This is a genomic window from Rathayibacter sp. AY1B6, from assembly GCF_002932755.1.
Lineage (GTDB): Bacteria > Actinomycetota > Actinomycetes > Actinomycetales > Microbacteriaceae > Rathayibacter.
This window is the reverse complement of the sequence record NZ_PSWL01000024.1, coordinates 1-23,509: the sequence shown is the minus strand read 5'-3', so window position 1 is coordinate 23,509 and position 23,509 is coordinate 1. Positions and strand designations below refer to the sequence as shown.

Sequence of the window (23,509 nt, the reverse complement as noted above, 5' to 3'; positions counted from 1 at the left end):
ACCCGGGTATGACCACCGCGAATTTCCCATCCCTGTATGGCTGACCCGCGGCCGAACTTCTCCGAAGCTGGCGGGCATGTCGACACCCACTCCCGAGCGCGACTGGGCGACCTACGCCCGCGAGCTCGGCACCAACATGCACCGGGCCCGCATCGCCAAGGGCGCCAGCCAGGAGCGGATCGCCCACGCGGCGGGGCTCGCGGGCTACACCTACCAGAAGTTCGAGAAGGGCGAGTCGAAGCCCGGCTCGCCCGCGAACCCCACGCTGCACACCCTCCTCGCGCTCTGCGAGGCGCTCGAGATCGAGCTGACGGACCTCCTCCCGCCCGACCCGCCGCGCACCTCACGAGGCGCCGAGTAGCCGCAGCACCGCGCCGGCCAGCCGCGACCCCGAGCTGAGATCGAGGTCGACCTCGCCGAGCCCGTCGGCCTCCAGGCGGAGCCTGTCCTCCCCCGACTCCCCCGGGCGGCACAGGGAGACGTGCACCGTCGCACCCGCGGCCCCGTCTCCGCCCGCCCAGAGCACCACCGGGAGCGAGCTCGCCGCGGAGCGGTGCAGACGCTCCCCCGCCGCGACCAGCTCGTCGTGCTCGCCCGCGCACCAGCGCGGGCACCCCTCGTCGTTCCTGCCGTCCATCCGCTCCTCCACGTTCCGCACCCCTCGGTCGAGGAGACCAGCCCACCAGGCGGTACCGACACCGAGGGCCCGCCGCGCCCCGATCCCGACCGGGGTGTGGACAGGAGGCGGTCGTCCGCCCGTTGTGGAGGAGCGAGGACCAGAGTCCCATACCCAGATGGTGCCACCAGCGGTCCGGCGCGAAGCACCGGCGCGGTGTCAGCGGTGGACGATCAGCCAGGTCGCGATCGCCGTGGTCGAGCCCGTGTTGACCATGCGGTGCGGCCGCTCGCACGGGAACGTGATGGCGTCGCCCGGCCCCAGGACGACCGTCTCGTCCTCGAACTCCACCGTCAGCTCCCCGAGCGTCACCGTCCCCATCTCGAACCCGTCGTGGCGGAGCAGCTGCCGGTGCGCCGTCGAGGTCGAGCCCGGCGGGTAGGTCGACTCGAAGAAGTCGACGGCGTCCAGCGGACGCGGCGCCAGCCGGCGGAACAGCACTCCGCCCTCGAGCGCCACGGGCGCCGACTCGCGCGCCCGGACGACCGCGGTCTCGACCGGCGCCGACGCGCCCTGGTCGAACACGGCGGACAGCGGGACCCCCAGCGCGTCCACGAGCGCGATCAGCCGGCCGACCGAGGGCTGCATCGCTCCGCGCTCGATCTGCGAGACGGCGCTCACGGAGATGCCGAGCCGTCCGGCGAGAGCCTTCAGCGACAGGCCCGCCGAGAGCCGCAGCTCCCGCAGCCGGGCGCCGAGTCCGGCCCCGTCCGCGATCGCGCGGGCGGCCGCCTCGTCGGGCGCGATGTCGTCGGAGGGCATGGCCCGTCCCCTCTCGCGGATCGTCACACAGCCGTAACGGAGCCGAAACGAGCGGCGGCCTCCCGACTCGTAGCGTGGCCCGCGTGAAGTGATCACTTCACTCGGAACGCTCCCCGCGACGCCCCGCCTCCTCGGCCGGTCGCCCCGACCACCCTGACACATCCGCTCCGTGCCGCTCCGCGCACGACCGCCCGAGAGGTGGATCCACCCATGTCCGACCGCGTCACCGCACCCCGAGTCACCGCTCCCCCCGTCGATCCGGATCCCGCCGCCGCGGCGAGCGCCGGCTACGACGACCGCCTCTCCAACGAGGACCTCGCCCCGCTCCGGAAGCAGCGCTGGTCGAGCTACAACATCTTCGCGTTCTGGATGTCGGACGTGCACAGCGTCGGCGGGTACGTGACCGCGGGCTCGCTCTTCGCGCTGGGCCTGGCCGGCTGGCAGGTGCTCGTCGCCCTGGTGGTGGGGATCGTGATCGTGCAGGTCTTCTGCAACCTGGTCGCCAAGCCCAGCCAGGTCACCGGCGTGCCCTACCCCGTCATCAACCGCGCGATCTTCGGCGTCCGCGGCGCGAACATCCCCGCGATCATCCGCGGACTGATCGCGATCGCCTGGTACGGCGTGCAGACCTACCTGGCGGCGCAGTCGCTGAACATCGTCTTCCTCAAGTTCTTCCCGGGCATGGCCGCCCTGAACACGCCCGAGGCGTCGTTCCTCGGACTCTCGGCTCTGGGCTACCTCTCCTACGCGATCCTCTGGGTCGCGCAGGCCGCGCTGTTCTGGCGGGGGATGGAGTCGATCCGCCGCTTCATCGACTGGGCGGGACCGGCGGTCTACGTGGTGATGCTCGTGCTCGCCGTCTACCTGGTGTCGCAGGCGGGCTGGGAGAACATCTCGCTCACCCTCGGCTCCGGCGAGCCGCTCGACCTCGCCGCCGCGGTGCCGGTGATGATCTCGGCCGTCGCCCTGGTCGTCTCCTACTTCTCGGGCCCGATGCTCAACTTCGGCGACTTCTCGCGGTACGCCCGCAGCTACGGCGCCGTGAAGCGCGGCAACCTGCTCGGCCTCCCGATCAACTTCCTCTTCTTCTCCCTCCTCACCGTGATCACCGCGTCGGCGACCGTGCCGGTCTTCGGCGAGCTGATCACCGACCCGATCGAGACCGTCGAGCGGATCGACACCTGGTTCGCCGTGCTCCTCGGCGGGCTCACCTTCGTCATCGCGACGATCGGCATCAACATCGTCGCCAACTTCATCTCCCCCGCGTTCGACTTCTCGAACGTCAACCCGAAGAAGATCAGCTGGCGGATGGGCGGCATGATCGCCGCCGTCGGCTCGGTGCTGCTCACTCCGTGGAACTGGTACTCGAACGACACCGCCATCCACTACACGCTCGGCATCCTCGGCGCGCTGATCGGACCGCTGTTCGGCGTCCTCATCGCGGGCTACTACCTGATCAGCCGCCAGCGCGTCTGGGTCGACGACCTCTACACGATGAGCGAGAAGGGCCGCTACTGGTTCTCGCGCGGCTTCAACCCCAACGCCGTCTGGGCGACCGTGATCGGCGGAGTGCCCTCCGTGGCCTCGGTGCTCGTGCCGCGCTGGATCGCGGAGGCGGGAGGCGCGGAGTTCACCTGGCTCGGCGACTACAGCTGGTTCCTCGGCTGCGGGCTCGGGTTCGTCGCGATGGCCGTGCTCGAGCGGCGCGCGCCGCGGATCGGGCGCCTCGACGAGGACCTCGAGAACGTCAGCGACGGCTCGACCGTCTGAACGATCGGAACGGAGGAGGGATCCGCACCGTCCGCTCCGCACCGCGCGGACCGGCGGCCGGGCGGGTCCCTCCCCCCTCCCGGCACCCGAACCGAGGAACCGCCATGCGCATCACCGTCGTCAACCCGAACACCAGCACCGCGATGACCGCGGCGATCGGCCGGGCCGCCCGCTCCGTCGCCTCGCTCGGCACCGAGATCACGGCCGTCACCCCGCCGATGGGTCCGGCGTCGATCGAGAGCCACTACGACGAGGCGCTCGCCGTCCCCGGCGTCCTGCACGAGATCGCCCGGGCGGAGGCGGTCGGCAGCGACGGCGCGGTCATCGCGTGCTTCGGCGACCCGGGCGTCGACGCCGCGCGCGAGATCGCGAGCGGCCCGGTCGTGGGGATCGCCGAGGCGGCCATGCACATGGCCGCGCTCGTCGGCCGGGGCTTCAGCGTCGTCACCACGCTCTCGCGCACCAGCGGCCGCGCCTGGGACATCGCCCGCCGTGCCGGGTTCGGCGACGCCTGCCGTCAGGTGCGCGCCTGCGACATCCCGGTGCTCGAGCTCGACGACCCCCGCTCCGGCGCCCGTCGCGCGATCCTGGCGGAGTGCGCCGAGGCGCTGGCCGTCGACGGATCGGACTCGATCGTGCTGGGCTGTGCCGGGATGGCGGACCTGTGCCGCGACCTCTCGCGGGAGCTGGGAGTGCCCGTGATCGACGGAGTCGCCTCAGCGGTGCGCCTGGTGGAGGGGCTCGTCGCGATGGGCGTCAGCACCTCGCGGCGCGACGAGTACGCGGCGCCGCGGACGAAGGCGATGGCGGGACTGCTCGCTCCGTTCGAGCGGGTGTGAGGCTCCGCGCCGGTCCGTGCGGTCGGGCGTCCTGCCGGACCACCGCTCCGGGCCCACCTGCGAGGATCAGGGGATGAGCGTCCTCCGCGATCTCGGCCTCGGTGCCCGGCTCTTCCTCCGCGGCTTCCGCACCTGGGTCCGCTCGCCGCGGGCGATGCTCCTCGGCGCGATCCCGCCCCTGATCGTCGGCCTGGTCTTCGTCGGCGTGCTGGTCCTGGTGCTCACGCGGGTGCAGGACGCGGTGACCGCGCTCACCCCGTTCGCCGACGGCTGGGACGAGGGCACGGCCTCCACCGTCCGCCTGGTGCTCTCGATCGCGGTGGTCGGCGCCGTGCTCGCCCTCGGGGTGGTCCTCTTCGCCGCGGTGACCCTGCTCGTCGGCGACCCCTTCTACGAGCGGATCTGGCGGCGGGTCGAGGACGACCTCGGCGGCGTGCCCGACGAGCGCGAGAGCACCTTCTGGCAGGGGGTCGGCCGCGGGCTCCGCGACTCCGCCGTGCTGGTCGCCACCTCCCTCGGGATCGGCGTGGTCCTGGTGCTGCTGGGCCTGGTGCCGCTGGTCGGCTCGATCGTCGGGCTCGTCGCGGGCGCTCTGGTCGGCGGGAGGGCCCTCGCGCTCGAGCTCACCGGGTTCGCGGGCGACGCCCGCGGCCTCTCCCTCCGCGACCGGCGGCGCCTCCTCGGCGAGCACCGCGCGGTCTCCCTCGGCTTCGGCATCGCCGTCTACCTCGCGTTCCTCATCCCCGGGGGCGCCGTCGTCGCCACCCCCGCTGCGACGGCCGGCGCGACCCTCCTGCTCCGGACCCTGCGGGGCGAGCCGACCGAGCGTCCGGCCGCCTGACACCGCTTGGCCGCCGCCCGGCTCTCCCCTAGACTCGCCGCGTGCGCACGTCGATCCGAAGCCCCTGGTGGCCCGCCTCCTAGGCGGACCGACGCGCAGACCCCTCGCACGCGACCGCCTCCTCCGGGCGGTCGTTCTGCATGTCAGGGCCCGGGTGGGGCACGACCCGATTCAAGGACCACGATGACCTCGCTCCTCTCCCGCATCCTCGCCTCCGACGGGACGCTGCCGTTCGCGGTGGTCCTCCGCCAGGGCCGCGACGCCGTCGACGTGTTCACGGGCGACGTGCTCGACGTCGAGGGCCTGGCCGACATCCCGCTCGACGGCGACGACGTGCTGACGCTGGTGCCCTACCGGCAGGTGCGCGAGCGCGGCTTCGCGGCGAAGGACGACGGAGCCCCGCTGCGCAACCTCGTGGTGCGCGAGCGCGAGAGCGTCCCGCTGGCGGAGGTGCTGCGGCTGCTGCCCGAGCGGGAGATCCCGGTGGAGGAGCGCGGCTTCGACGTGCCGGACGACGAGTACGCCGACATCGTCCGCCGGGTGATCGAGGACGAGATCGGGCGCGGTGAGGGCGCCAACTTCGTCATCAACCGCGCGTTCGTCGCGCAGACCGACGCGCCGCCCGTCGAGGCGGTCCTGGCCTGGTTCCGCCGCCTGCTCACCGACGAGTCCGGCGCGTACTGGACCTTCGCTATCCACACTCCCGGCGTCGGCGGCGCGCAGACGGTCACCGCCGTCGGCGCGACGCCCGAGCGCCACGTCTCGGTGCGCGACGGCGTCGCCATGATGAACCCGATCAGCGGCACCTTCCGCCACCCCGCGGCCGGGCCCACCGGGGAGGAGGTGCTCGCGTTCCTCGCCGACGTCAAGGAGAGCGAGGAGCTCTTCATGGTGGTGGACGAGGAGATGAAGATGATGAGCGCGGTCTGCCCGGACGGCGGCCGCATCCTCGGCCCGTTCCTCAAGCAGATGTCGCGGCTCAGCCACACCGAGTACCTGCTCGAGGGCCGCACCGGACTCGACGTGCGCGAGGTCCTGCGGCTGACGATGTTCGCGCCCACGGTCACCGGCTCGCCGATGGAGAACGCGTGCGCTGTGATCGCCGAGTACGAGAAGGAGCCGCGCGGCTACTACTCCGGCGTTCTCGCCCTCTTCGAGCCGGAGGAGCACGGCTACACGGTCGACGCCCCCATCCTCATCCGCACCGCCTACCTCCGCGCGGACGGCCGCCTCACCGTGCCGGCGGGCGCGACCCTCGTCCGCCACTCCACTCCCGAGGGCGAGGTCGCCGAGACGCGCGCGAAGGCGTCGGGCGTTCTCTCCGCCCTGGGCCTCCTGCCGCACCGCGACGTGCCGCCGGCCATCGATCTGAACGCGCAGCCGGGCGTGCAGGAGGCGCTCGAGGCGCGCAACGAGCGGCTCGCCTCGTTCTGGCTCCGACCTCAGGCGCCCGAGCACATCGCCGGCCTCGCCGGGCACACCGCGCTGATCGTCGACAACGAGGACCAGTTCACGACGATGCTCGCCCATCAGCTGCGCCATCTCGGGATGGACGCCCGGGTCGAGCGCTGGTCCGAGGTCGCCGACGTGCTGAGCGACGACCTCGTCGTCTTCGGTCCCGGCCCGGGCGACCCCCGCGACGCCTCCGAGCCGCGGATCGCGCACCTGCGCGCGCTGATGACCGAGCGCCTCGAGGCGGAGCGGCCGATGCTCGCCGTCTGCCTCAGCCACCAGATGCTGTCGCTGCTGGCGGGCCTCCCGGTCGAGCCGCTGCCCGCGCCCCGCCAGGGCGTGCGCCTGGCGGTGGACGTGTTCGGCGAGGACGCGGCCATCGGCTTCTACAACACCTTCTCCTCCGTCGCCCCCGGCGTCGCGCGCACGCCCCGGCTGAGGCTCGAGGTCTCGGTCGACCCCGAGACGGGAGTGGTCAACGCCCTGCGGGGCGAGCACGTCGCGTCGGTGCAGGGGCACCTGGAGTCGGTGCTCTCCTCCGACGGCCTGCGCACCCTGGAGCGGCTGGTCCGCACCGCGACCGCCCAGCCCGCCCGCGCATGAACGGCCTGCGGCTCATCGCGTCGCCCGCCTACCCGGCCGAGCTGCAGGAGGCCGTGGCCGCCGCCGTGCGCGCGGCGGCCGAGGCGGCGCGCGGCTGGTACGGGCGCGGCGACAAGGTCGCGGCGGACGAGGCGTCGGTCGCGGCGATGCGCGCCGTGCTCGCCGGCGCTCCGTTCGACGGCGTCGTCGTGATCGGCGAGGGCGAGAAGGACGAGGCCCCGATGCTCGCGAACGGCGAGCGCCTCGGCCGCGCCTCCGCTCCCTCCTGCGACGTGGCGGTCGATCCGCTCGACGGCACCCGGCTCACGGCGGAGGGGCTCCCCGGCTCGGTGAGCGTGATCGCGCTCGCCCCGCGCGGCACGCTGTTCGACCCGTGCGACGTGTTCTACATGGACAAGCTGGTCTGCTCCGGACCGGGCCGGGGCGCCGTCTCGCTCGATCTCCCTCCGGCCGAGAACGCCGCACGGCTGGCGGCGGCGCTCGGGAAGCCCGTCGCGGAGCTGGTCGTCGTCGTGCTCGACAAGCCGCGCCACGCCGGGCTGATCGCGGCTCTGCGCGCGGCCGGGGTCGCGCTCGAGCTGCGCGGCGAGGGCGACGTGTCGGTCGCGATCGAGGCGGCCGACCCCGCGGGCCGGGTCGACCTCGTCCTCGGCATCGGCGGCACCCCGGAGGGAGTGGTCGCCGCGTGCGCCGTCCGCGCCCTCGGCGGCGTCATGGAGGGGCGCCTCGCCCCGCAGACCTCGGCCGAGCGCGCGAACGCGCTGGCCGCGGGGCACGACCTCGACCGGCTGCTGACCCTCCACGACCTGGTCTCCTCCGACGACGTGCTCTTCGCGGGCTGCGCGGTCTGACCGCTGCCCGCCGGCCGGGCCCGCCCCAGCGCCCGAGCCGGGACGAGGGGTGACGGATGTCACGCCCCATCGGTGACAGAGGACCGGGGCACTCGGGCGGCCGCGTCGGCAGGCTGAGGTCATGACCTCGACCGACCTCGCCGTGCAGGCGACCGCCCTCACCAAGAGCTTCGGCTCCGTCGCTGCTGTGGCCGGGGTGGACCTCACCGTCCGCCCCGGCGAGATCGTCGCCTTCCTCGGCCCCAACGGCGCGGGCAAGACCACCACCCTCGACATGCTCCTGGGCCTCTCGGCCCCGGACACCGGCGAGGTGACGGTGTTCGGACGCCCGCCGCGCACGGCCGTCGCGCACGGGCTCGTCTCGGCCGTCCTGCAGACCGGCGGCCTGCTCAAGGACCTCAGCGTCCACGAGACCCTGGAGCTGACCGCGAGCCTCTTCGCCGACACCCGGCCGATCGACGAGGTGCTGGAGCGGGCCGGGATCGCCGACCTCGCCTCGCGCCGCGTCGGCCTGTGCTCGGGCGGCCAGCAGCAGCGGCTCCGGTTCGCGATGGCGCTGCTGTCGGATCCCGGCCTGCTCCTGCTCGACGAGCCGACGACGGGCATGGACGTCGAGGGGCGCCGCGCGTTCTGGCACGCCATCCGCTCCGACGCCGCCCGCGGGCGCACCGTGCTCTTCGCGACGCACTACCTCGAGGAGGCGGACGAGTACGCCGACCGGATCGTCCTGATGAGCCGCGGCCGGATCGTCGCCGACGGGACGACGAGCAGCATCAAGAACCTCGTCTCCGGCCGGATCGTGCACGCGACCCTCCCCGGCGCCGACCTCGCCGCCCTGGCCGCGCTCCCCCGGGTCTCCAGCGTCGAGGCGCAGGGCGACCGGATCGCCGTGCACACCGACGACTCCGACGCTCTCGCCCGGCACCTGCTCACCCGCACCGAAGCCTGCGACGTAGAGATCACCGCCCAGAACCTCGAGAGCGTCTTCCTCGCCCTCACCTCCGAAGGAGCCTCCGCATGACAGCCACGACCCCTGCTGCCGACCGCGTCCGCCTCGACCGCCGCTCGCCGGCGCTCGGCGGCTTCACCACGACCTACCTGCGCATCGAGATCCTGCGGCGGCTGCGGAACCGGCGCACGCTCTTCTTCACCCTCCTCTTCCCGGTCCTGATGTTCTTCATCGTCGGGTACCCCCTCCGCGACGAGCCGCTGACCGCGACCCCGATCGCGGCGGGCGGCGTCTCGGTCGCCGCGTTCATCATGGTGTCGATGTCGATGTACGGAGCGATGATGTCCGCGACGCAGACGGGAGCGGCCGTCGCCGTGGAGCGCGCGCAGGGCTGGAGCCGGCAGCTGCGGCTCACCCCGCTGAACCCGGTGGTCAACGTGCTGATCAAGATGATCGCCGGGATGGTGCTGGGCCTGCTCGCCGTCGTCGCCACCTTCGCGGCCGGCGCCGCCAGCGGCATCGAGCTCTCGGCGGTGCAGTGGGTCGCGACCGGACTGACCGGCTGGCTGCTCGCGAGCGCCGTCTTCACGACGCTCGGCCTCATGGTCGGCTACATGGTGCCGGGCGAGAACGCGGCGCAGATCACGAGCCTGGTCATCGTGGTCCTCGCGTTCCTCGGCGGCCTCTTCTACCCGGTGAGCAGCATGCCCGGATTCATGCAGAGCATCGCCGCCCTGACCCCGGTCTACGGGATCAGCGAGCTCGCGCGGGCGCCGCTCACCGGCGAGGGGTTCGACCTGGGCGCCCTGGTCGACGCACTCGTCTGGCTCGGTCTGCTCCTGGGCGGCACGGTGTTCTTCTTCCGCCGCGACACGAAGCGGGTATGAGGGATGCGCGGCGCGGGCCGCCTCGGTCCTAGGGTGAGCGCGTGAGCAGCACCACCGCCTCCGGACACGGCGAGCCCGGCTGGCCGATCCGCCCGGCCGCGGCGGGCGCCGATCCGGGCGCGACCCTGCGCACGGCGCTGTGGACGCCGCGGGCGCTCCGCTGGTACACCGGCGCCGTCTTCTCGCTCTTCTGGGTCTACTCGACCGTGCCGTCGGTCCTCGACGACCCGGAGTGGCCCGGCCGCGTCGCCGGCGTCGTCCTCATCGCCGCGTTCAGCCTCGGGTTCCTCCTCGCCCCGCCGCTCGCCTGGACCCTCGCGACGCGCGGCCGGCTGCTGATCTGCCTCGGGCTGCTCGCGTTCTCCTTCACGCTCCTCCCCTGGCTCGGCCGCGACGTGACCGGGCTGTGGACCTACGTCGGGGTCCTCGTGGGCATGTGCGTGTTCACCTGGCGCCTCACCGTGATCCTGATCGGAGCCCTCGCGCTCGTGACGCTCGCCGTCCGCCTCGAGAGCGACGGCGTCACCGAGACCGCGTTCGTGGTGCCGGTGATCATCCTCTCCATCTCGCTGATGATGGCCACCTTCGCGCGCACGATCGCCACGGTGAACCAGCTCCGCGAGACCCAGGCCGAGCTGGAGGTGCTGACGGCCGAGCGCGAGCGGAGCAGGGTCGCCCGCGACATCCACGACATCCTGGGGCACTCGCTGACGGTGATCACGGTCAAGTCCGAGCTGGCCGGACGCGTTCTCGACACCGACCCCCAGCGGGCCCGAGCCGAGATCGCCGATGTGGAGTCCCTCGCCCGGGGCGCCCTCGCCGACGTCCGAGCGACCGTGTCCGGCTTCCGCGCCACGACGGCGAGCGGCGCTCTGGCGGCCGCGCGCGGTGCTCTGACCGCGGCGGGGATCACCGCCGAGCTGCCCTCCTCCACCGACACCGTGCTCCCTCAGCACCGCGAGCTGGTGGGGTGGGTGATCCGGGAGGGAGCGACCAACGTCGTCCGCCATTCGGGAGCCTCGCGCTGCCGCATCCGTCTCACCGCCTGCGAGGTCGAGATCGCCGACGACGGAGCGGGTCCTCAGGCGGCCGGCGCCGGCTCGACCGGGCTGGCGGGGCTGCGCGAGCGCGTCGAGGCGGCGGGCGGACGGCTCTCCGTCGGACGGAGCGAGCTCGGCGGCTTCCGCCTGACGGCATCGCTCCCAGGAGGCGGACGTTGAGCGCCCTGCGGCTCCTGATCGCTGACGACCAGGCGCTGGTGCGGGGCGCCCTCGCCGCTCTGCTCTCCCTGGAGCCGGACATCGACGTCGTCGCGGAGGTCGGCCGCGGAGACGAGGTGGTCGCCGCGGCGATCGCCTCGACGCCGGACGTCGCGCTGCTCGACATCGAGATGCCGGGCCTGGACGGGATCGCCGCCGCCGCACTCCTCCGCGATGCGCTGCCGTCCTGCCGCGTGCTGATCGTGACGACCTTCGGCCGCCCCGGCTACCTCACCCGGGCGATGCAGGCGGGGGCCTCGGGCTTCGTGGTGAAGGACACCCCGTCCGCCCGGCTGGCCGACGCCGTGCGCCGGGTCGGGCAGGGGCTGCGCGTGGTGGACCCCGCCCTCGCAGCGGAGTCGCTGGCGCAGGGGGGCACACCGCTGACCGAGCGGGAGGCCGATGTGCTCGCCGCCGCGCGTACCGGCGGATCGATCGCCGACCTCGCGCGGATGCTGCACCTCTCCCCCGGGACGGTCAGGAACCACCTCTCGGCGGTGATCGGCAAGACCGGAGCGCGCAACCGGGCCGACGCCGTGCGGATCGCCGAGCGGAACGGCTGGCTCTGAGCGGGCCGCGCGGTCCGCGGGTCCGGGAACGCCGAAGGCCCCGACTCGACGCGCGAACCGGGGCCTTCTCGCTGTAGCGGGAGCGGGACTTGAACCCGCGACACCACGATTATGAGCCGTGTGCTCTAACCACCTGAGCTACCCCGCCGCGCGTTCTTCGCAGGCCTGGCCTGCGGGGAACGGAGCCCCCTGTGGGAATCGGACCCACTACCTCTTCCTTACCAAGGAAGTGCTCTACCAATGAGCTAAGGGGGCGCACCCGCGGGTCTGACAGCCCCTCTCGGGACGTGCCCGCGATTTGGCACCGTTAGACGATAGCACCTCCGCGGAGCGTCGATGACCGCGGGGGACGCGCCCCCGCGGCCGCCCGTCTGCGGCTACGCCCGGCTCGCCTCGTCGAGCGCGGCGAGCTCCTCGGCGCTCAGCTCGAGGGAGGCCGAATCGATCAGCGCCGGCAGCTGCTCCATCACGCGGGCGCTGGCGATCGGCGCGACCACTCCGGGCTGCGAGCGGAGCCACGCGAGCGCCACCGTCGCCACCTCGGCTCCGTGCGCCTCCGCCGCCGCGTCGAGCGCCGCCAGCACCCGGCGGCCGCGGCCGTCGAGGTAGCGGGAGGCGCCGTCGGCGCGCGGGCCCTCGGGGGTCGAGCCGTCGCGGTACTTGCCGGTCAGGAAGCCGGACGCCAGAGCGGAGTAGGGGACGACGGCCAGCCCCGCCTCGCGGGCGAGGGGCAGCAGGTCGGCCTCGATCCCGCGCTCCACGAGGTTGTAGTGCGGCTGGAGGGCGACGGGCGCGTGCAGGCCCTCCTCGCCCGCGACCCGCAGCCACTCCGCGACGCGCTCGGGGCTGAAGTTCGACACTCCGATCGCGCGGACCAGGCCCTGGTCGACCAGCTCGGAGAAGACGGCGGCGATGTCGGCCATCGGCACGGCCTCGTCGTCGAAGTGGGCGTAGTAGAGGTCGATCCGATCGGTCCCGAGGCGCTCGAGGGAGGCGCGGGCGGCCGCGCGCACGGTGTCGGGCGCGAGGCCGGTGAACTGCGGGTGGCGGCCCGCCTTCGTCGCGATCACCACGTCGTCGCGGTTCCCCGAGCGCTGAGCGAGCCACTCGCCGATGATCGTCTCGGACTCGCCGCCCGTGTTGCCCGGGACCCAGGCGGAGTAGGCGTCGGCGGTGTCGATGAAGTCGCCGCCCGCGGCCGTGTAGCCGTCGAGGACGTCGAAGGAGGTCTGCCGCCCCGCGGTCCAGCCGAAGACGTTGCCGCCGAGCGAGAGCGGGAAGACGTCGATGCCGGAGTCGCCGAGCGGCGAGCGGGTGACGGAGGAGGATGCTGCGCTGTCGATGCTCATCCCCCGATTCAAGACCCGCTCCCCGCCCCGATCGATCCCCCTCCCGCGCATGCGCGGCAAGGACTCAGACTCTCAGCGCCGCGGGTAGTCGGCGTAGGCGAAGCGCGTCGAGTCCGGCGCCCAGCCGGAGACGTTGATCGTCCCCTGCCCGCCGTGGAGGCGCTCCAGCACGCGGCCGGGCTCGAGCGTCGCGCGCCCCGGGAGGTCGAGCAGCCGCAGCTCGAGGTCGACGTTCTCGGGGTGCCCGGCCGTCCCCTCCGGATAGGCGAGGTAGAGCAGGTGCGCGCCGTCGGGCGACTCGTGCGGGAACCAGTCGACCGTGTCCGAATCGACCAGGCGGGAGAGCCCGGAGCCGTCGAGGCCGAGGCGGAAGAGCTGCGCCCCTCCTCCGGCCCGCTCGGAGTTGAAGACCAGGGTGCGGCCGTCGGCCGAGACGTCGACGCCGTCGTCGGCGGGCTCGTCGTCGGTCAGGGCGGTCAGCGCGCCTCCGCCGGCCGGCATCGTGTAGACGTCGGTCCGCCACCGCCCGGAGGCGTCGCCGCCGCCGATCAGCGCGAGGGTCGCCCCGTCGGGCGAGACGCCGTGCAGGTAGTGCTTGAAGCGTGCGCCCTCGCGCTCGGCGGTCAGGCGGCGGGCGGGGGCGGAGCCGTCGAGCTCGACCGCGTAGAGGTGCCCGTCGCGCGCCGAGACGTAGGCGAGCCCGCCGGACGGGGCGAGCACGTGGTCGTTGTTGAGCTCGGCCGGCACCCCGTCGAGCGGGATCGGCTCGAGCGCTGCCGTCCCCTCCAGCGGCAGCCGGAAGAGGCCGCCGTCGCCGTTGACGATCAGGGCGGAGCCGTCCGGGGTCCAGTTCGGCGCCTCCACGAGGACGGAGTCGGATTCGAAGACGGTCGTCGACTCCCCCGTCCCGAGGTCGTGGACGCGGAGTCGGCAGAGCTGGTCGGGCAGGAGGGAGCGGGCCATGCTCCCCACGCTAGGGCCCTGGCGGATCGCGACGGGGCCGTCAAGCCTCCGCGTACTCAGGTTCCGCGTGAGGGCGCTCCGTTATTCTTGACCGACTTATGCGCTGGGTACACCTTGGGAGGAACATGTGATGCTCCTCATCCTCGTGATCTCGTTCGCGATCGCCGTGGTGACCCCCTGGCTGGTGGACCGGTTCGGGCCGAAGACCTTCTACGCGCTCGCGCTGATCCCGGCCGCGAGCTTCGTCGCCACCGCGACCGCCCTGCCGACGATCCTCGACGGCGGCGAGATCCGCGAGACCGTGCCGTGGATCCCCGCGCTGGACATCGCCCTCTCCTTCCGCCTGGACGCGCTCTCGATCGTCCTCGCCCTCGTGGTCAGCGGAGTGGGCGCCCTGGTCCTGGCCTACTGCGCGACGTACTTCAGCCGCGACGAGCCCTCGCTGGGCCGGTTCGCCGCGCTCCTGTCCGCGTTCGCCGGAGTGATGTACGGGCTGGTGACGGCCGACGACGTGATCATCCTCTTCGTCTTCTGGGAGGCGACGAGCGTCCTCTCCTACCTCCTCATCGGCCACTACAGCGGGCGCAAGGAGAGCCGGGGCGCCGGGCTCCAGGCGCTCCTGGTCACGACTCTCGGCGGGCTGGCGATGCTGGTCGGGATCATCGTCCTGATCGTGCAGGCCGGCACCACCAGCCTGTCCGGGATCGTCGCCGCCGCCCCCTCCGGCCCGATCGTGTCGACGGCGCTGGTGCTCGTGCTGCTCGGCGCGTTCTCGAAGTCGGCCCTGGTGCCGTTCCACTTCTGGCTGCCGGCCGCGATGGCCGCTCCGACGCCGGTCAGCGCCTACCTGCACGCCGCCGCGATGGTGAAGGCGGGCATCTACCTCGTCGCCCGCCTCGCGCCGGGCTTCGCAGACGACTCCGTCTGGCTGCCCGTGGTGGTGAGCGTCGGCGTCTGGACGATGCTCGTCGGCGGCTGGCGCTCGCTCCGGCAGTACGACCTCAAGCTCGTGCTGGCCTACGGCACCGTCAGCCAGCTCGGCTTCCTGACCGTCGCCGTCGGCTTCGGCTCGCGCGACGCCGCGCTGGCCGGGCTGACCCTGCTCGTCGCCCACGCCCTCTTCAAGGCGCTGCTCTTCCTCACCGTCGGCATCGTCGACCACCGCGCCGGCACGCGCGACCTCCGCAAGCTCAGCGGCCTGGGCCGGCAGGCGCCGGTGCTCGCGGGCGCGGCCCTCGTCGGCGTGCTGTCGATGGCGGGCATCCCGCCGCTGCTGGGCTTCGTCGCCAAGGAGGCCGTGTTCACGAGCCTGATCTCGGCGATCGAGCAGGGCTCGTTCTGGGCCTGGGTCGCGCTCGTCGGCCTCGTCCTCGGCTCGATCCTCACCGCGGCCTACTCCGCCCGCTTCTTCTGGGGCGCCTTCGCCCGCAAGAAGGGGCTCGAGGACACGCACCTGCACGCCGAGCCGTGGACCTTCACCGCCGCCCCGGTGCTGCTGGCGGCCGCCAGCATGATCGGCGGGATCGCCGCCTCCGTCCTCGACCCGCTCGTCGCCGTCTACGCGGACACCCTCCGCTCCGCCGCCCCGGACGCCGATCCGGAGCCGGCCGCCGCAGCGGAGGCCTCCGACCACGGCGGCTACCACCTCGCGCTCTGGCACGGCTTCGAGCCCGCGCTGGCACTCAGCGCCCTCGTGATCGCCGTCGGACTCCTGCTCTTCGCCAAGCGCGTCGCCGTCGCGCGCGCCCAGTCGATGCTGCCCAACCGGATCGACTCCGCCGAGGGCTACTGGGCCACCGTCCGCTGGCTCGACAGCGTCGCCAGCACGGTCACGGAGTTCGTCCAGCGCGGCTCGCTCCCCCGCTACCTGACGGTGATCTTCGCGGTCTTCGTCCTCGGCGTCGGCGGTGCGGCCGCCCTCAACCGCACCTGGCCGGGCGACCTCGTCTTCTGGGACAGCCCGGGCCAGCTCGCGGTCGCGGCCGTGATGATCCTCGCAGCGGTGCTGTGCGCGATCGCCCGCAACCGCGTCGCCGCCGTGCTGCTCGCCGGCGCCACCGGCTACGGGATGGTCGCCCTCTTCGCCCTGCAGGGCGCGCCCGACCTCGCCCTCACCCAGGCGCTGATCGAGACGGTGACCCTCGTGGTCTTCGTCCTGGTCCTGCGCCGCCTCCCGACCCGCATCGCCGCGAAGCACCAGCCGATGCGCAAGCGCCTGCGCGCTGTCATCGGCATCGCCGTCGGAGCGGTCATGGCCCTCGCCGCCACCATCGCCCTCGGCGCCCGGACCGCGACGCCGATCTCGGCCGAGCTGCCCCGCCTCGCCTACGAGGAGGGCAAGGGCCGCAACATCGTCAACGTCCTGCTCGTCGACATCCGCGCCTGGGACACGATGGGCGAGATCTCGGTCCTCGTCGTGGTCGCCACCGGCGTCGCGAGCCTGATCTTCCTCTCCAGCCGGGCCGGAGGCGCACCCCGCCTCGAGTCGCAGAGCGCGGACGACCGCCGCGAGCGCGCGATGGACCTGACCGCCTCCTCCGCCGACGCCGAGCGCGACGGCGACCGCGGCTCCTGGCTCGTCGCCGGACGCACGCTGCGGCCGGAGAACCGCTCGATCGTGCTCGAGGTGCTGGTGCGCCTGCTCTTCCACCCCGCGATGATCGTGTCGGTCTACCTGCTCTTCACCGGCCACAACACCCCGGGCGGAGGCTTCGCGGGCGGTCTGCTCGCCGGACTCGCCCTCGTCGCGCGCTACCTCGCCGGCGGCCGCTTCGAGCTCGGCGAGGCCGCGCCGATCGACGCCGGCAAGGTCCTCGGACTCGGGCTCTTCTTCGCCGTCGGCACCGCTGTCTCCTCCCTGGCCTTCGGCCTCGAGGTCCTCGAGTCGAGCTGGCTCGACCTCGAGGTGCCGGTGCTGGGCGAGCTCCACCTGGGCACGTCCACCCTCTTCGACATCGGGGTGTACCTGATCGTGATCGGCCTCGCCCTCGACATCCTCCGCAGCCTCGGCGGCGAGGTCGACCGCCACGGCGAGGAGGCCGAGCAGGGCTCCCCCTCGGGCGACGGCGTCACGCATTCGACGGACAGCACCCCCGGCCCCGGCCAGGGCACGGTCGACGGGCTCGAGACCTCGCTCCCCACCGGCGCCACCGTCGTCGGCGGGCCGGGCAGGGGGGACGGCGCATGAGCATCACCCTCGTCCTCGTCGTCGTGATGGCGGTGATGTACGCGGCCGGCGTCTACCAGATGCTCGAGCGCAGCCTCACCCGCATCCTGATCGGGTTCCTGCTCGTCGGGAACGCGACCAACATCCTCATCCTGCTGATGGCCGGCCGCTCGGGCATCGCGCCGTTCGTCACCGACGACGGGCGCTCCTACGAGCAGATCGCCGCCGAGATGGCCGACCCGCTGCCGCAGGCGCTGATCCTCACGGCGATCGTGATCACCTTCGGGGTGTCCGCCTTCCTCCTCGCGATGATCTACCGGCGCTGGCGCCTCGCCAACGCCGACCAGGTGGAGGACGACGAGACCGACGCCTCGGTCCGCGAGGACGCGGCGGGCATCTCGGCCCAGACCACCGCCGACGACCGGGCGCTCGACGTCCTGCTCGAGTCCAGCGACGAGGGCACCGCCGCCAAGCACGGGGAGAGCGCCATGACCGACGACAGGAAGGAGGACCGATGAACGCCCTGATCCCGCTCGTCGTCACCCTCCCCCTCCTGGGAGCGGCCGTCGCGCTGATCCTCGGACGCCACCGGCGCGCGCAGATCACCGTGAACATCGTGACGCTCTCGAGCGTGCTGGTGATCTCCTCGGTGATGCTCGTGCTGGTCCTCACCGGCGACGGAGGCGGCAGCGCCGTCTACGTGGGCGGCTGGGAGCCGCCGTGGGGCATCGTGCTGGTCGTCGATCCGCTCGCCGCGCTGATGCTCGTGATCACCTCGATCACCCTGCTCGGCGTCCTGCTGTTCTCGGTCGGCCAGGGCCTCGTCGACGGCAACCGCGAGACGCCGGTCACGATCTTCCACCCGACCTACCTGATCCTCTCGGCGGGCATCCTCAACGCCTTCGTCGCGGGCGACCTCTTCAACCTCTACGTCGGCTTCGAGATCCTGCTGGCCGCGAGCTACGTGCTGATCACCCTGGGCGGCACCGCGCCGCGGATCCGCGCCGGCACGACCTACGTGGTCGTCAGCCTGGTCTCGAGCGTCTTCTTCCTCTCGGCCATCGGCCTGCTCTACGGCGCCACCGGCACGGTCAACATGGCGCAGCTCTCGATCCGCATCGCCGAGCTCCCCGCCGACGTGCAGCTGGTGCTCCACGTGGTGCTGCTGCTGGGCTTCGGGATCAAGGCGGCCGTGTTCCCCCTCTCGTTCTGGCTCCCGGACTCGTACCCCACGGCGCCTGCGCCGGTCACCGCCGTCTTCGCCGGACTCCTCACCAAGGTCGGCGTGTACGCGCTGATCCGCACCGAGACCCTGCTCTTCCCGGGCGGGAGGCTGAGCGAGGTGCTGCTGGTAGTGGCGCTGCTGACGCTGATCGTCGGCATCCTCGGCGCGGTCGCGCAGGCCGACATCAAGCGGATGCTGTCCTTCACGCTGGTCTCGCACATCGGCTACATGGTGTTCGGGATCGCCGTGGGCACCCCGGCCGGCTACGCGGCGACGATCTTCTACGTCATCCACCACATCACCGTGCAGACGACGCTGTTCCTCGCGACCGGCCTGATCGAGCGCGTCGGCGGCACCACCTCGATCCTGCGCCTCGGCGGGCTGCTCAAGGCCTCGCCGCTGCTGGCGCTGCTCTACTTCATCCCCGCGATGAACCTCGGCGGGATCCCGCCGTTCACCGGCTTCCTCGGCAAGGTGGGGCTCTTCGTCGCCGGCACGGAGTCGGCCGTCGATCAGCCCTCATGGCTGATCTGGGCCGTCATCGCCGCCGGGGCCGTGACCTCGCTCCTGACCCTCTACGCCGTCGCGCGCGTCTGGAACATGGTCTTCTGGCGCCGCCAGGAGGAGGTGCCCGGCTACGAGTCGCCCCTGATCGACCAGCTGCAGGAGGACCCCCACGACACGGGCAGCATCCGCACCCGCCACTCGCCGCCGATGATGGTGCTGGCCACCGCGGGGATGGTCGTGGTCGGCGTCGTGCTGACCGTCGGTGCCGGTCCCCTCTACGACGCGAGCGAGCGCGCGGCGACCGCGGTCGCCGACCCCGCGACCTACATCGCGACCGTCTACCGCGACTCGTCCTTCGGAGAGGAGGGGCCGCGATGAGCCCCCGCCGCCGCGTCGACATCTGGAACCGCGTCGCGATGTTCGTGACTCTCGTCGGCATCTGGGTGCTGCTCTGGGACGACGTCTCAGTGCTGTCGATCGTCACCGGCTTCCTGGTCGCCCTGCTGATCACCCGGGTGTTCTACCTGCCGCCGGTCGAGTTCTCGAACCGCATCAACCCGTGGTTCGTGCTGGTCTTCCTCGCGCGGCTCGTCTACGACATCGCGGTCGCCTCGGTCCGGGTCTCGTGGCAGATCCTCACCCTGCCGGTGCCGGTGCACAACGCCATCGTCGCCGTGCACCTGCGGAGCCGCTCCGAGGGGATGCTGGTCTGGACCACCGAGGCGGTGACCCTCGTCCCCGGCTCGCTCGTGATCGACGTCGACCCCCAGAAGAACGTGCTCTACCTGCACGTGCTCGGCGTCCTCCACGACGAGGGCGAGCGCATCGACGAGGTGCGCCGGACCGTCCTCGAGACCGAGGCCCGCATCGTCCGCGCCATCGGCTCCCGCGAGGACGTGCAGAGGGTGAACCGGCCGATCGAGGCCGGGGCGGGGGTGGTCCGGTGATCGACTGGCTGATCTGGATCCTGGTGCCGGTGTTCGGCGCCGCCTGCCTGCTCGCACTCGTGCGGATCCTCCGTGGACCCTCCGTTCTGGACCGCGTCGTCGCGGCCGACGTGCTCGTCGCGACGATCATCTGCGGGATCGGCGCCGAGATGGCCGTCAACCACCACGCGCGGACCCTGCCCGTCGTGCTCGGGCTCGCGCTCTTCGCCGTCTTCGGCTCGATCAGCGTCGCCAAGTTCATGGCCAACCGCGAGGAGGACTGACATGGACCTGTTCTTCGACGTCCTGACCGCGGTGCTGCTCGTCGCCGGCGCCCTGCTCTCGCTCGTCGCCGCCATCGGCCTGCTGCGCTTCGACGACCTGCTGTCCCGGATGCACGCGGGCACGAAGCCTCAGGTGCTCGGCCTGATCTGCGTGATGCTCGCGGTCGCCATCCGGAACCCCGGCTTCGCCGCAGCGGGGACGATCGTGCTGGTGATCGGCTTCCAGCTGCTGACCGTGCCCGTCTCGGCGCACATGGTGGGCCGGGCCGCCTACCGGGCCGAGGCCGTCTCCCCCGGCCACCTCGTCGCCGACGAGCTCGCCGAGGCGGTCACCCGCGCCGACGAGCAGGCCCGCGCCACCGGGCCCGAGACCGCGCACGCGTCCGAGGAGCGGGCACGGACCTCCTCCGCACCGCCGCCCGACGACGAGGACGGCCCGGCCGCGACCGCCTAGGCGGCGAGGACGAGCTGCACGGCGGTCGCGCCGGTCATGCTGCGCAGGGCGAATCCGCCGATCGCGAGGGTGACGGCGACCAAGCCGCCGACGAGCAGCACCAGAACCGGCACCACCCACAGCAGCGCCCGTCGGCGTCGGGCCCGGGCCTCGTCCGGCGTCTCATCCATCACCCGTCGACTGTACGGGACGGCGGGGGCGTGCCCCCGGCGCCCCCGGGCCGCCCGATAAACTCGACCCATGACCCTGGACTCCGCTCTCTCCGGCGCGCCCGAGAACTCCCCCGGCCCCGACTCCGAGGCCGAGCACCGCCGGGGAGCCGAGTGGTGGCGCACCGCCGTCATCTACCAGATCTACCCGCGCTCCTTCGCGGACGCGGACGGCGACGGCATCGGCGACCTGCCCGGGATCGCCTCGCGCCTCGAGAGCCTCGCCGAGCTCGGCGTCGACGCGATCTGGCTCTCCCCCTTCATGACCTCGCCGCAGAAGGACGCGGGCTACGACGTCGCCGACTACTGCGACGTCGATCCGCTCTTCGGCACCCTCGCCGACTTCGACGCGATGCTGGCCCGCGCTCACGCCCTGGGAATCCGGATCATCGTCGACCTCGTCCCCAACCACTCCTCCAGCGCCCACCGCTGGTTCCAGGAGGCGCTCGCCGCTCCCGCGGGCAGCGCCGAGCGGGCGCGCTACCTGTTCCGCGACGGCCGGGGCGAGTCGGGCGAGCTGCCCCCGAACAACTGGGAGTCGGTCTTCGGCGGCCCCGCGTGGACCCGCGTCGTGGAGCCCGACGGCTCGGCCGGTCAGTGGTACCTTCACCTCTTCGACACCTCGCAGCCCGACTTCGACTGGACGAACGAGTGGGTGCGCGAGCGCTTCCGCGAGGTCCTCCGCTTCTGGCTCGACCGCGGCGTCGACGGCTTCCGCGTCGACGTGGCGCACGGGATGATCAAGGCCGAGGGTCTGCCCGACTACACGCCGCCCGCCGACAGCGGGTCGATGGGCGGAGTCGCGCCCGCCGACGGCGAGGAGCCCGCCACCGCCCCCTACTGGGCCCAGGACGGCGTCCACGAGATCTACCGCGACTGGCACTCCCTGCTCGCCGAGTACCCGGACGACCGCGTGCTCTGCGCCGAGGCGTGGGTGCAGCCGCTCTCGAAGCTCGCCCGCTGGGTCCGCCCCGACGAGATGCACCAGGCCTTCAACTTCGCCTACCTCGAGACCCCGTGGAGCGCACCCGCCCTCCGCGACATCATCGACTCCTCCGTCGAAGCCTTCGCCGCGGTCGGCGCCCCGTCGACCTGGGTGCTGTCGAACCACGACGTCGTGCGCCACGCGAGCCGCCTGGCCCTGACGTCCGACAACCCGCAGGGCTACGGCATCGGCCCGCGCACGCCCGGACTCCCCGACCCCGTCCTGGGACTGCGCCGCGCTCGCGCCGCGACCGCCCTCATGCTCGCGCTCCCCGGGTCCGCCTACGTCTACCAGGGCGAGGAGCTCGGGCTCCCCGAGGCGATCGACCTGCCGGACTCGGCGCGTCAGGACCCGACCTGGTTCCGCACCGGCGGCGAGCGCTACGGCCGCGACGGCTGCCGGGTGCCGATCCCGTGGGAGGCGGACGCGCCCGCGTACGGCTTCAGCGGCTCCGGCGACTCCTGGCTGCCGCAGCCCGGCGACTGGGCGCCGCTCGCCCGCGACCGCCAGCGCGGTGTCGCGGGCTCGACGCTCGAGCTGTACCGGTCCCTGCTCGCCGTGCGCCGCGCCGAGGACCTGGGCTCGGGCGCCGTCGAGTGGCTCGAGGGCTACCCGGAGGACGTCGTGGCGTTCCGCAACGGAGCCGTCACGGTGATCGCGAACCTCGGCGAGGCTCCGGTCGAGCTGCCCGTCGGCTCCGTGGTGCTGTGCTCGGAGGAGCTGCACGAGCCGGCGCTGCCCGCCGACACCACGGTCTGGCTGCGCGCGGAGTAGCCGGCGCGTCGGCTCCGCGGGGGCTGCGTGCGATCTGCAGGAGGCCGTGCCGACTGCAGGAGAGAGTGCCGTCTGCAGGAGGCGGTGCCATCTGCAGGATGCGGTGCCGTCTGCAGGAGGCGGTGCCGTCTGCAGGAGGCAGCGGTGCCGTCTGCAGGGGAAGAACGCCTCAGCGAGTGGCGCGGCTGGAGATGCGGACGATCACGCTCAGATCACCTGCAGACCGCACACGGCCCTGCACACCGCACGCGAGTCCTGCCGACGTCAGCGCCCGGCGTTGGCCTTCAGCCACAGGTAGGAGTCGACCTTCGTCACGCCGTCGAGGCGGATCTCGAAGTGCAGGTGCGGGCCGGTCGACATGCCGGTCGTGCCCACCAGCCCGAGCAGCTGGCCGACCTTGACCGGGTCGCCCTCGTTCACGGCCGCCGAGCCGTGCTGCATGTGCGCGTACACGCTCGAGACCAGCTGCCCGTCGATCTCGTGGTCGACGATCACGTGCACGCCGAGCGAGCCCTCGCCGTCGATGACCGTGCGCACGACGCCGTCGGCGATCGCCTGGATGGGCGAGCCGTCGCCCGGGTTGAAGTCGGTGCCGCCGTGGTTCACCGAGCAGCCCGCGCAGTTGCGGTAGCCGAAGCGGTCGCCCACCGGCACGCCGACGGCGAAAGGCCACTGGATCGACGCGTTCGGATCGTTCGTGAAGCCGGTGTCGGAGGTGCGGACGATGTCGGCGACGTTGGTCTGCGTCTTGCGCTCCTGCACGCCGAACCCGTCGCGGGCGACCGTCTCGGCGCTGACCTCGCCGGCGACGAACGACTGCGCGCCGCGGCGGGCGTCGGCGCCGAAGGGGGTCGGGAGGCTCTGCGCCTGCACGTCCTCCGCGGTCAGGAGCGACGTGGCCGGCAGCGACGTCGCCGCGACGATGGCCGCGACGAACGAGAGGGCGACGAGTCCGCCGACCCGGGCCCGGCGCACGGGCCGGAGCGGCGTCGCGCGCGGTGCGGGGACGGGGGCCGGGGCGCTGCGGACCGAGGCGACGCGTCGCTCCGCCTCGCGCAGCTGCTCCGCCGTGGGAGCCGCGAGGAGGTCGTCGGAGCCGCTCGCCAGCGAGACGTCGGAGGCGAGGGCCAGAGCGCGCTCGCGCTCGCGGAGCTCGCGACGGGAGAGGGGTGGGGTCGATTCGCCGGGGGTAAATGCAGGGGCAGCGGG

23 protein-coding genes and 2 tRNA genes are annotated in these 23,509 nt (G+C 72.8%); 17 read left to right on the top strand and 8 right to left on the bottom strand.

Annotated elements, in window-relative coordinates; genetic code table 11:
* The first annotated feature begins 76 nt into the window (after positions 1-76).
* A complete protein-coding gene (locus C5D08_RS12830; RefSeq protein WP_104223625.1) occupies positions 77-361 on the top strand; it encodes a helix-turn-helix domain-containing protein in 285 nt (94 codons plus the stop codon).
* Here C5D08_RS12830 and C5D08_RS12825 read toward each other — a convergent pair.
* Together C5D08_RS12825 and C5D08_RS12820 are read right to left on the bottom strand one after the other, a co-directional pair.
* Positions 344-637: a DUF6907 domain-containing protein gene (locus C5D08_RS12825; RefSeq protein WP_104277363.1), complete on the bottom strand. Its 294-nt coding sequence runs from the start codon at positions 635-637 to the stop codon at positions 344-346. The genes C5D08_RS12830 and C5D08_RS12825 overlap by 18 nt on opposite strands.
* 198 nt (positions 638-835) lie before the next feature.
* A complete protein-coding gene (locus C5D08_RS12820; protein ID WP_104277362.1) occupies positions 836-1,438 on the bottom strand; it encodes a helix-turn-helix domain-containing protein in 603 nt (200 codons plus the stop codon).
* Positions 1,439-1,648: 210 nt separating this feature from the next.
* Here C5D08_RS12820 and C5D08_RS12815 point away from each other — a divergent pair, with 210 nt between their 5' ends.
* The 9 genes from C5D08_RS12815 (at position 1,649) to C5D08_RS12775 (ending at position 11,458) form a co-directional block, all read left to right on the top strand.
* Positions 1,649-3,208 carry an NCS1 family nucleobase:cation symporter-1 gene (locus C5D08_RS12815; protein ID WP_104277361.1) on the top strand — a complete coding sequence of 520 codons (1,560 nt, stop codon included), beginning with the start codon at positions 1,649-1,651 and terminating at the stop codon, positions 3,206-3,208.
* Between the two features lie 104 nt (positions 3,209-3,312).
* Positions 3,313-4,047, top strand: coding sequence for an aspartate/glutamate racemase family protein (locus tag C5D08_RS12810; protein ID WP_104277360.1), 735 nt, complete (start codon positions 3,313-3,315; stop codon positions 4,045-4,047).
* 73 nt (positions 4,048-4,120) lie between these two features.
* Complete coding sequence (locus C5D08_RS12805) at positions 4,121-4,888, top strand: EI24 domain-containing protein (protein ID WP_104277359.1); 768 nt, start codon at positions 4,121-4,123, stop codon at positions 4,886-4,888.
* A 183-nt stretch (positions 4,889-5,071) separates the two neighbouring features.
* Positions 5,072-6,943: an anthranilate synthase family protein gene (locus tag C5D08_RS12800; protein ID WP_104277358.1), complete on the top strand. Its 1,872-nt coding sequence runs from the start codon at positions 5,072-5,074 to the stop codon at positions 6,941-6,943.
* The gene (locus C5D08_RS12795) at positions 6,940-7,794 is read left to right on the top strand and encodes a fructose-bisphosphatase class II family protein (RefSeq protein ID WP_104277357.1); all 855 of its coding nucleotides are present in this window, start codon (positions 6,940-6,942) and stop codon (positions 7,792-7,794) included. Before C5D08_RS12800 ends, C5D08_RS12795 begins: the two co-directional genes overlap by 4 nt.
* Positions 7,795-7,915: 121 nt before the next feature.
* Entirely contained in the window at positions 7,916-8,815 is a 900-nt protein-coding gene (locus C5D08_RS12790) for an ABC transporter ATP-binding protein (RefSeq protein ID WP_104277356.1), read from the top strand.
* Complete coding sequence (locus tag C5D08_RS12785) at positions 8,812-9,630, top strand: ABC transporter permease (RefSeq protein WP_104277355.1); 819 nt, start codon at positions 8,812-8,814, stop codon at positions 9,628-9,630. The genes C5D08_RS12790 and C5D08_RS12785 overlap by 4 nt, the downstream gene beginning before the upstream one ends.
* Positions 9,631-9,671: 41 nt before the next feature.
* Complete coding sequence (locus tag C5D08_RS12780) at positions 9,672-10,850, top strand: sensor histidine kinase (protein WP_104277354.1); 1,179 nt, start codon at positions 9,672-9,674, stop codon at positions 10,848-10,850.
* On the top strand, positions 10,847-11,458 hold the full coding sequence (locus C5D08_RS12775) for a response regulator (protein WP_104277353.1): 612 nt from the start codon (positions 10,847-10,849) through the stop codon (positions 11,456-11,458). Before C5D08_RS12780 ends, C5D08_RS12775 begins: the two co-directional genes overlap by 4 nt.
* Positions 11,459-11,532: 74 nt before the next feature.
* Here the strand turns inward: C5D08_RS12775 and C5D08_RS12770 are convergent.
* From C5D08_RS12770 to C5D08_RS12755, 4 genes are all read right to left on the bottom strand, one after another.
* Positions 11,533-11,606, bottom strand: a tRNA-Met gene (locus C5D08_RS12770).
* Positions 11,607-11,641: 35 nt separating this feature from the next.
* Positions 11,642-11,713, bottom strand: a tRNA-Thr gene (locus tag C5D08_RS12765).
* Positions 11,714-11,835: 122 nt separating this feature from the next.
* The gene (locus C5D08_RS12760) at positions 11,836-12,807 is read right to left on the bottom strand and encodes an aldo/keto reductase (protein ID WP_104277352.1); all 972 of its coding nucleotides are present in this window, start codon (positions 12,805-12,807) and stop codon (positions 11,836-11,838) included.
* 72 nt (positions 12,808-12,879) lie between these two features.
* Positions 12,880-13,770, bottom strand: coding sequence for a PD40 domain-containing protein (locus C5D08_RS12755; protein ID WP_104277351.1), 891 nt, complete (start codon positions 13,768-13,770; stop codon positions 12,880-12,882).
* A gap of 130 nt (positions 13,771-13,900) precedes the next feature.
* Here C5D08_RS12755 and C5D08_RS12750 point away from each other — a divergent pair, with 130 nt between their 5' ends.
* The 6 genes from C5D08_RS12750 to mnhG are packed head-to-tail and all read left to right on the top strand — an operon-like array spanning position 13,901 to position 20,332.
* A complete protein-coding gene (locus C5D08_RS12750) occupies positions 13,901-16,957 on the top strand; it encodes a Na+/H+ antiporter subunit A (protein WP_104277350.1) in 3,057 nt (1,018 codons plus the stop codon).
* Positions 16,954-17,454, top strand: coding sequence for a Na(+)/H(+) antiporter subunit C (locus C5D08_RS12745; RefSeq protein ID WP_104223614.1), 501 nt, complete (start codon positions 16,954-16,956; stop codon positions 17,452-17,454). Before C5D08_RS12750 ends, C5D08_RS12745 begins: the two co-directional genes overlap by 4 nt.
* Positions 17,451-19,046 (top strand): Na+/H+ antiporter subunit D, encoded by a 1,596-nt coding sequence (locus tag C5D08_RS12740; protein ID WP_104277349.1) that lies wholly within the window; start codon positions 17,451-17,453, stop codon positions 19,044-19,046. The genes C5D08_RS12745 and C5D08_RS12740 overlap by 4 nt, the downstream gene beginning before the upstream one ends.
* The gene (locus C5D08_RS12735) at positions 19,043-19,615 is read left to right on the top strand and encodes a Na+/H+ antiporter subunit E (protein WP_104277348.1); all 573 of its coding nucleotides are present in this window, start codon (positions 19,043-19,045) and stop codon (positions 19,613-19,615) included. The genes C5D08_RS12740 and C5D08_RS12735 overlap by 4 nt, the downstream gene beginning before the upstream one ends.
* Positions 19,612-19,878 (top strand): monovalent cation/H+ antiporter complex subunit F, encoded by a 267-nt coding sequence (locus C5D08_RS12730; RefSeq protein ID WP_308470821.1) that lies wholly within the window; start codon positions 19,612-19,614, stop codon positions 19,876-19,878. Before C5D08_RS12735 ends, C5D08_RS12730 begins: the two co-directional genes overlap by 4 nt.
* Position 19,879: 1 nt before the next feature.
* The gene (gene mnhG / locus C5D08_RS12725; RefSeq protein WP_219815177.1) at positions 19,880-20,332 is read left to right on the top strand and encodes a monovalent cation/H(+) antiporter subunit G; all 453 of its coding nucleotides are present in this window, start codon (positions 19,880-19,882) and stop codon (positions 20,330-20,332) included.
* Here the strand turns inward: mnhG and C5D08_RS17060 are convergent.
* A complete protein-coding gene (locus tag C5D08_RS17060; protein ID WP_181110031.1) occupies positions 20,329-20,505 on the bottom strand; it encodes a hypothetical protein in 177 nt (58 codons plus the stop codon). The genes mnhG and C5D08_RS17060 overlap by 4 nt on opposite strands.
* A gap of 67 nt (positions 20,506-20,572) precedes the next feature.
* On the opposite strand from C5D08_RS17060, the gene C5D08_RS12720 reads away from it, so the two are divergent.
* Positions 20,573-22,300 carry a glycoside hydrolase family 13 protein gene (locus C5D08_RS12720; RefSeq protein WP_104277347.1) on the top strand — a complete coding sequence of 576 codons (1,728 nt, stop codon included), beginning with the start codon at positions 20,573-20,575 and terminating at the stop codon, positions 22,298-22,300.
* Positions 22,301-22,564: 264 nt separating this feature from the next.
* On the opposite strand, the gene C5D08_RS17505 is transcribed toward C5D08_RS12720, so the two are convergent.
* Positions 22,565-23,509: M23 family metallopeptidase (locus tag C5D08_RS17505; protein WP_104277346.1), on the bottom strand; the 945-nt coding region annotated here is incomplete at its 5' end.

Excerpts from the sequence above, each read along its gene's own strand:
- C5D08_RS12720 (WP_104277347.1), top strand. The coding sequence starts at position 20,573 with ATGACCCTGGACTCCGCTCTCTCCGGCGCGCCCGAGAACTCCCCCGGC.
- C5D08_RS12735 (WP_104277348.1), top strand. The coding sequence starts at position 19,043 with ATGAGCCCCCGCCGCCGCGTCGACATCTGGAACCGCGTCGCGATGTTC.
- C5D08_RS12745 (WP_104223614.1), top strand. The coding sequence starts at position 16,954 with ATGAGCATCACCCTCGTCCTCGTCGTCGTGATGGCGGTGATGTACGCG.
- C5D08_RS12755 (WP_104277351.1), bottom strand. The coding sequence starts at position 13,770 with ATGGCCCGCTCCCTCCTGCCCGACCAGCTCTGCCGACTCCGCGTCCAC.
- C5D08_RS12790 (WP_104277356.1), top strand. The coding sequence starts at position 7,916 with ATGACCTCGACCGACCTCGCCGTGCAGGCGACCGCCCTCACCAAGAGC.
- C5D08_RS12740 (WP_104277349.1), top strand. The coding sequence starts at position 17,451 with ATGAACGCCCTGATCCCGCTCGTCGTCACCCTCCCCCTCCTGGGAGCG.
- C5D08_RS12815 (WP_104277361.1), top strand. The coding sequence starts at position 1,649 with ATGTCCGACCGCGTCACCGCACCCCGAGTCACCGCTCCCCCCGTCGAT.
- C5D08_RS12810 (WP_104277360.1), top strand. The coding sequence starts at position 3,313 with ATGCGCATCACCGTCGTCAACCCGAACACCAGCACCGCGATGACCGCG.
- C5D08_RS12750 (WP_104277350.1), top strand. The coding sequence starts at position 13,901 with ATGCTCCTCATCCTCGTGATCTCGTTCGCGATCGCCGTGGTGACCCCC.
- C5D08_RS12795 (WP_104277357.1), top strand. The coding sequence starts at position 6,940 with ATGAACGGCCTGCGGCTCATCGCGTCGCCCGCCTACCCGGCCGAGCTG.
- C5D08_RS12760 (WP_104277352.1), bottom strand. The coding sequence starts at position 12,807 with ATGAGCATCGACAGCGCAGCATCCTCCTCCGTCACCCGCTCGCCGCTC.
- C5D08_RS12805 (WP_104277359.1), top strand. The coding sequence starts at position 4,121 with ATGAGCGTCCTCCGCGATCTCGGCCTCGGTGCCCGGCTCTTCCTCCGC.
- C5D08_RS12830 (WP_104223625.1), top strand. The coding sequence starts at position 77 with ATGTCGACACCCACTCCCGAGCGCGACTGGGCGACCTACGCCCGCGAG.
- mnhG (WP_219815177.1), top strand. The coding sequence starts at position 19,880 with ATGGACCTGTTCTTCGACGTCCTGACCGCGGTGCTGCTCGTCGCCGGC.
- C5D08_RS12825 (WP_104277363.1), bottom strand. The coding sequence starts at position 637 with ATGGACGGCAGGAACGACGAGGGGTGCCCGCGCTGGTGCGCGGGCGAG.
- C5D08_RS12785 (WP_104277355.1), top strand. The coding sequence starts at position 8,812 with ATGACAGCCACGACCCCTGCTGCCGACCGCGTCCGCCTCGACCGCCGC.
- C5D08_RS12800 (WP_104277358.1), top strand. The coding sequence starts at position 5,072 with ATGACCTCGCTCCTCTCCCGCATCCTCGCCTCCGACGGGACGCTGCCG.
- C5D08_RS12820 (WP_104277362.1), bottom strand. The coding sequence starts at position 1,438 with ATGCCCTCCGACGACATCGCGCCCGACGAGGCGGCCGCCCGCGCGATC.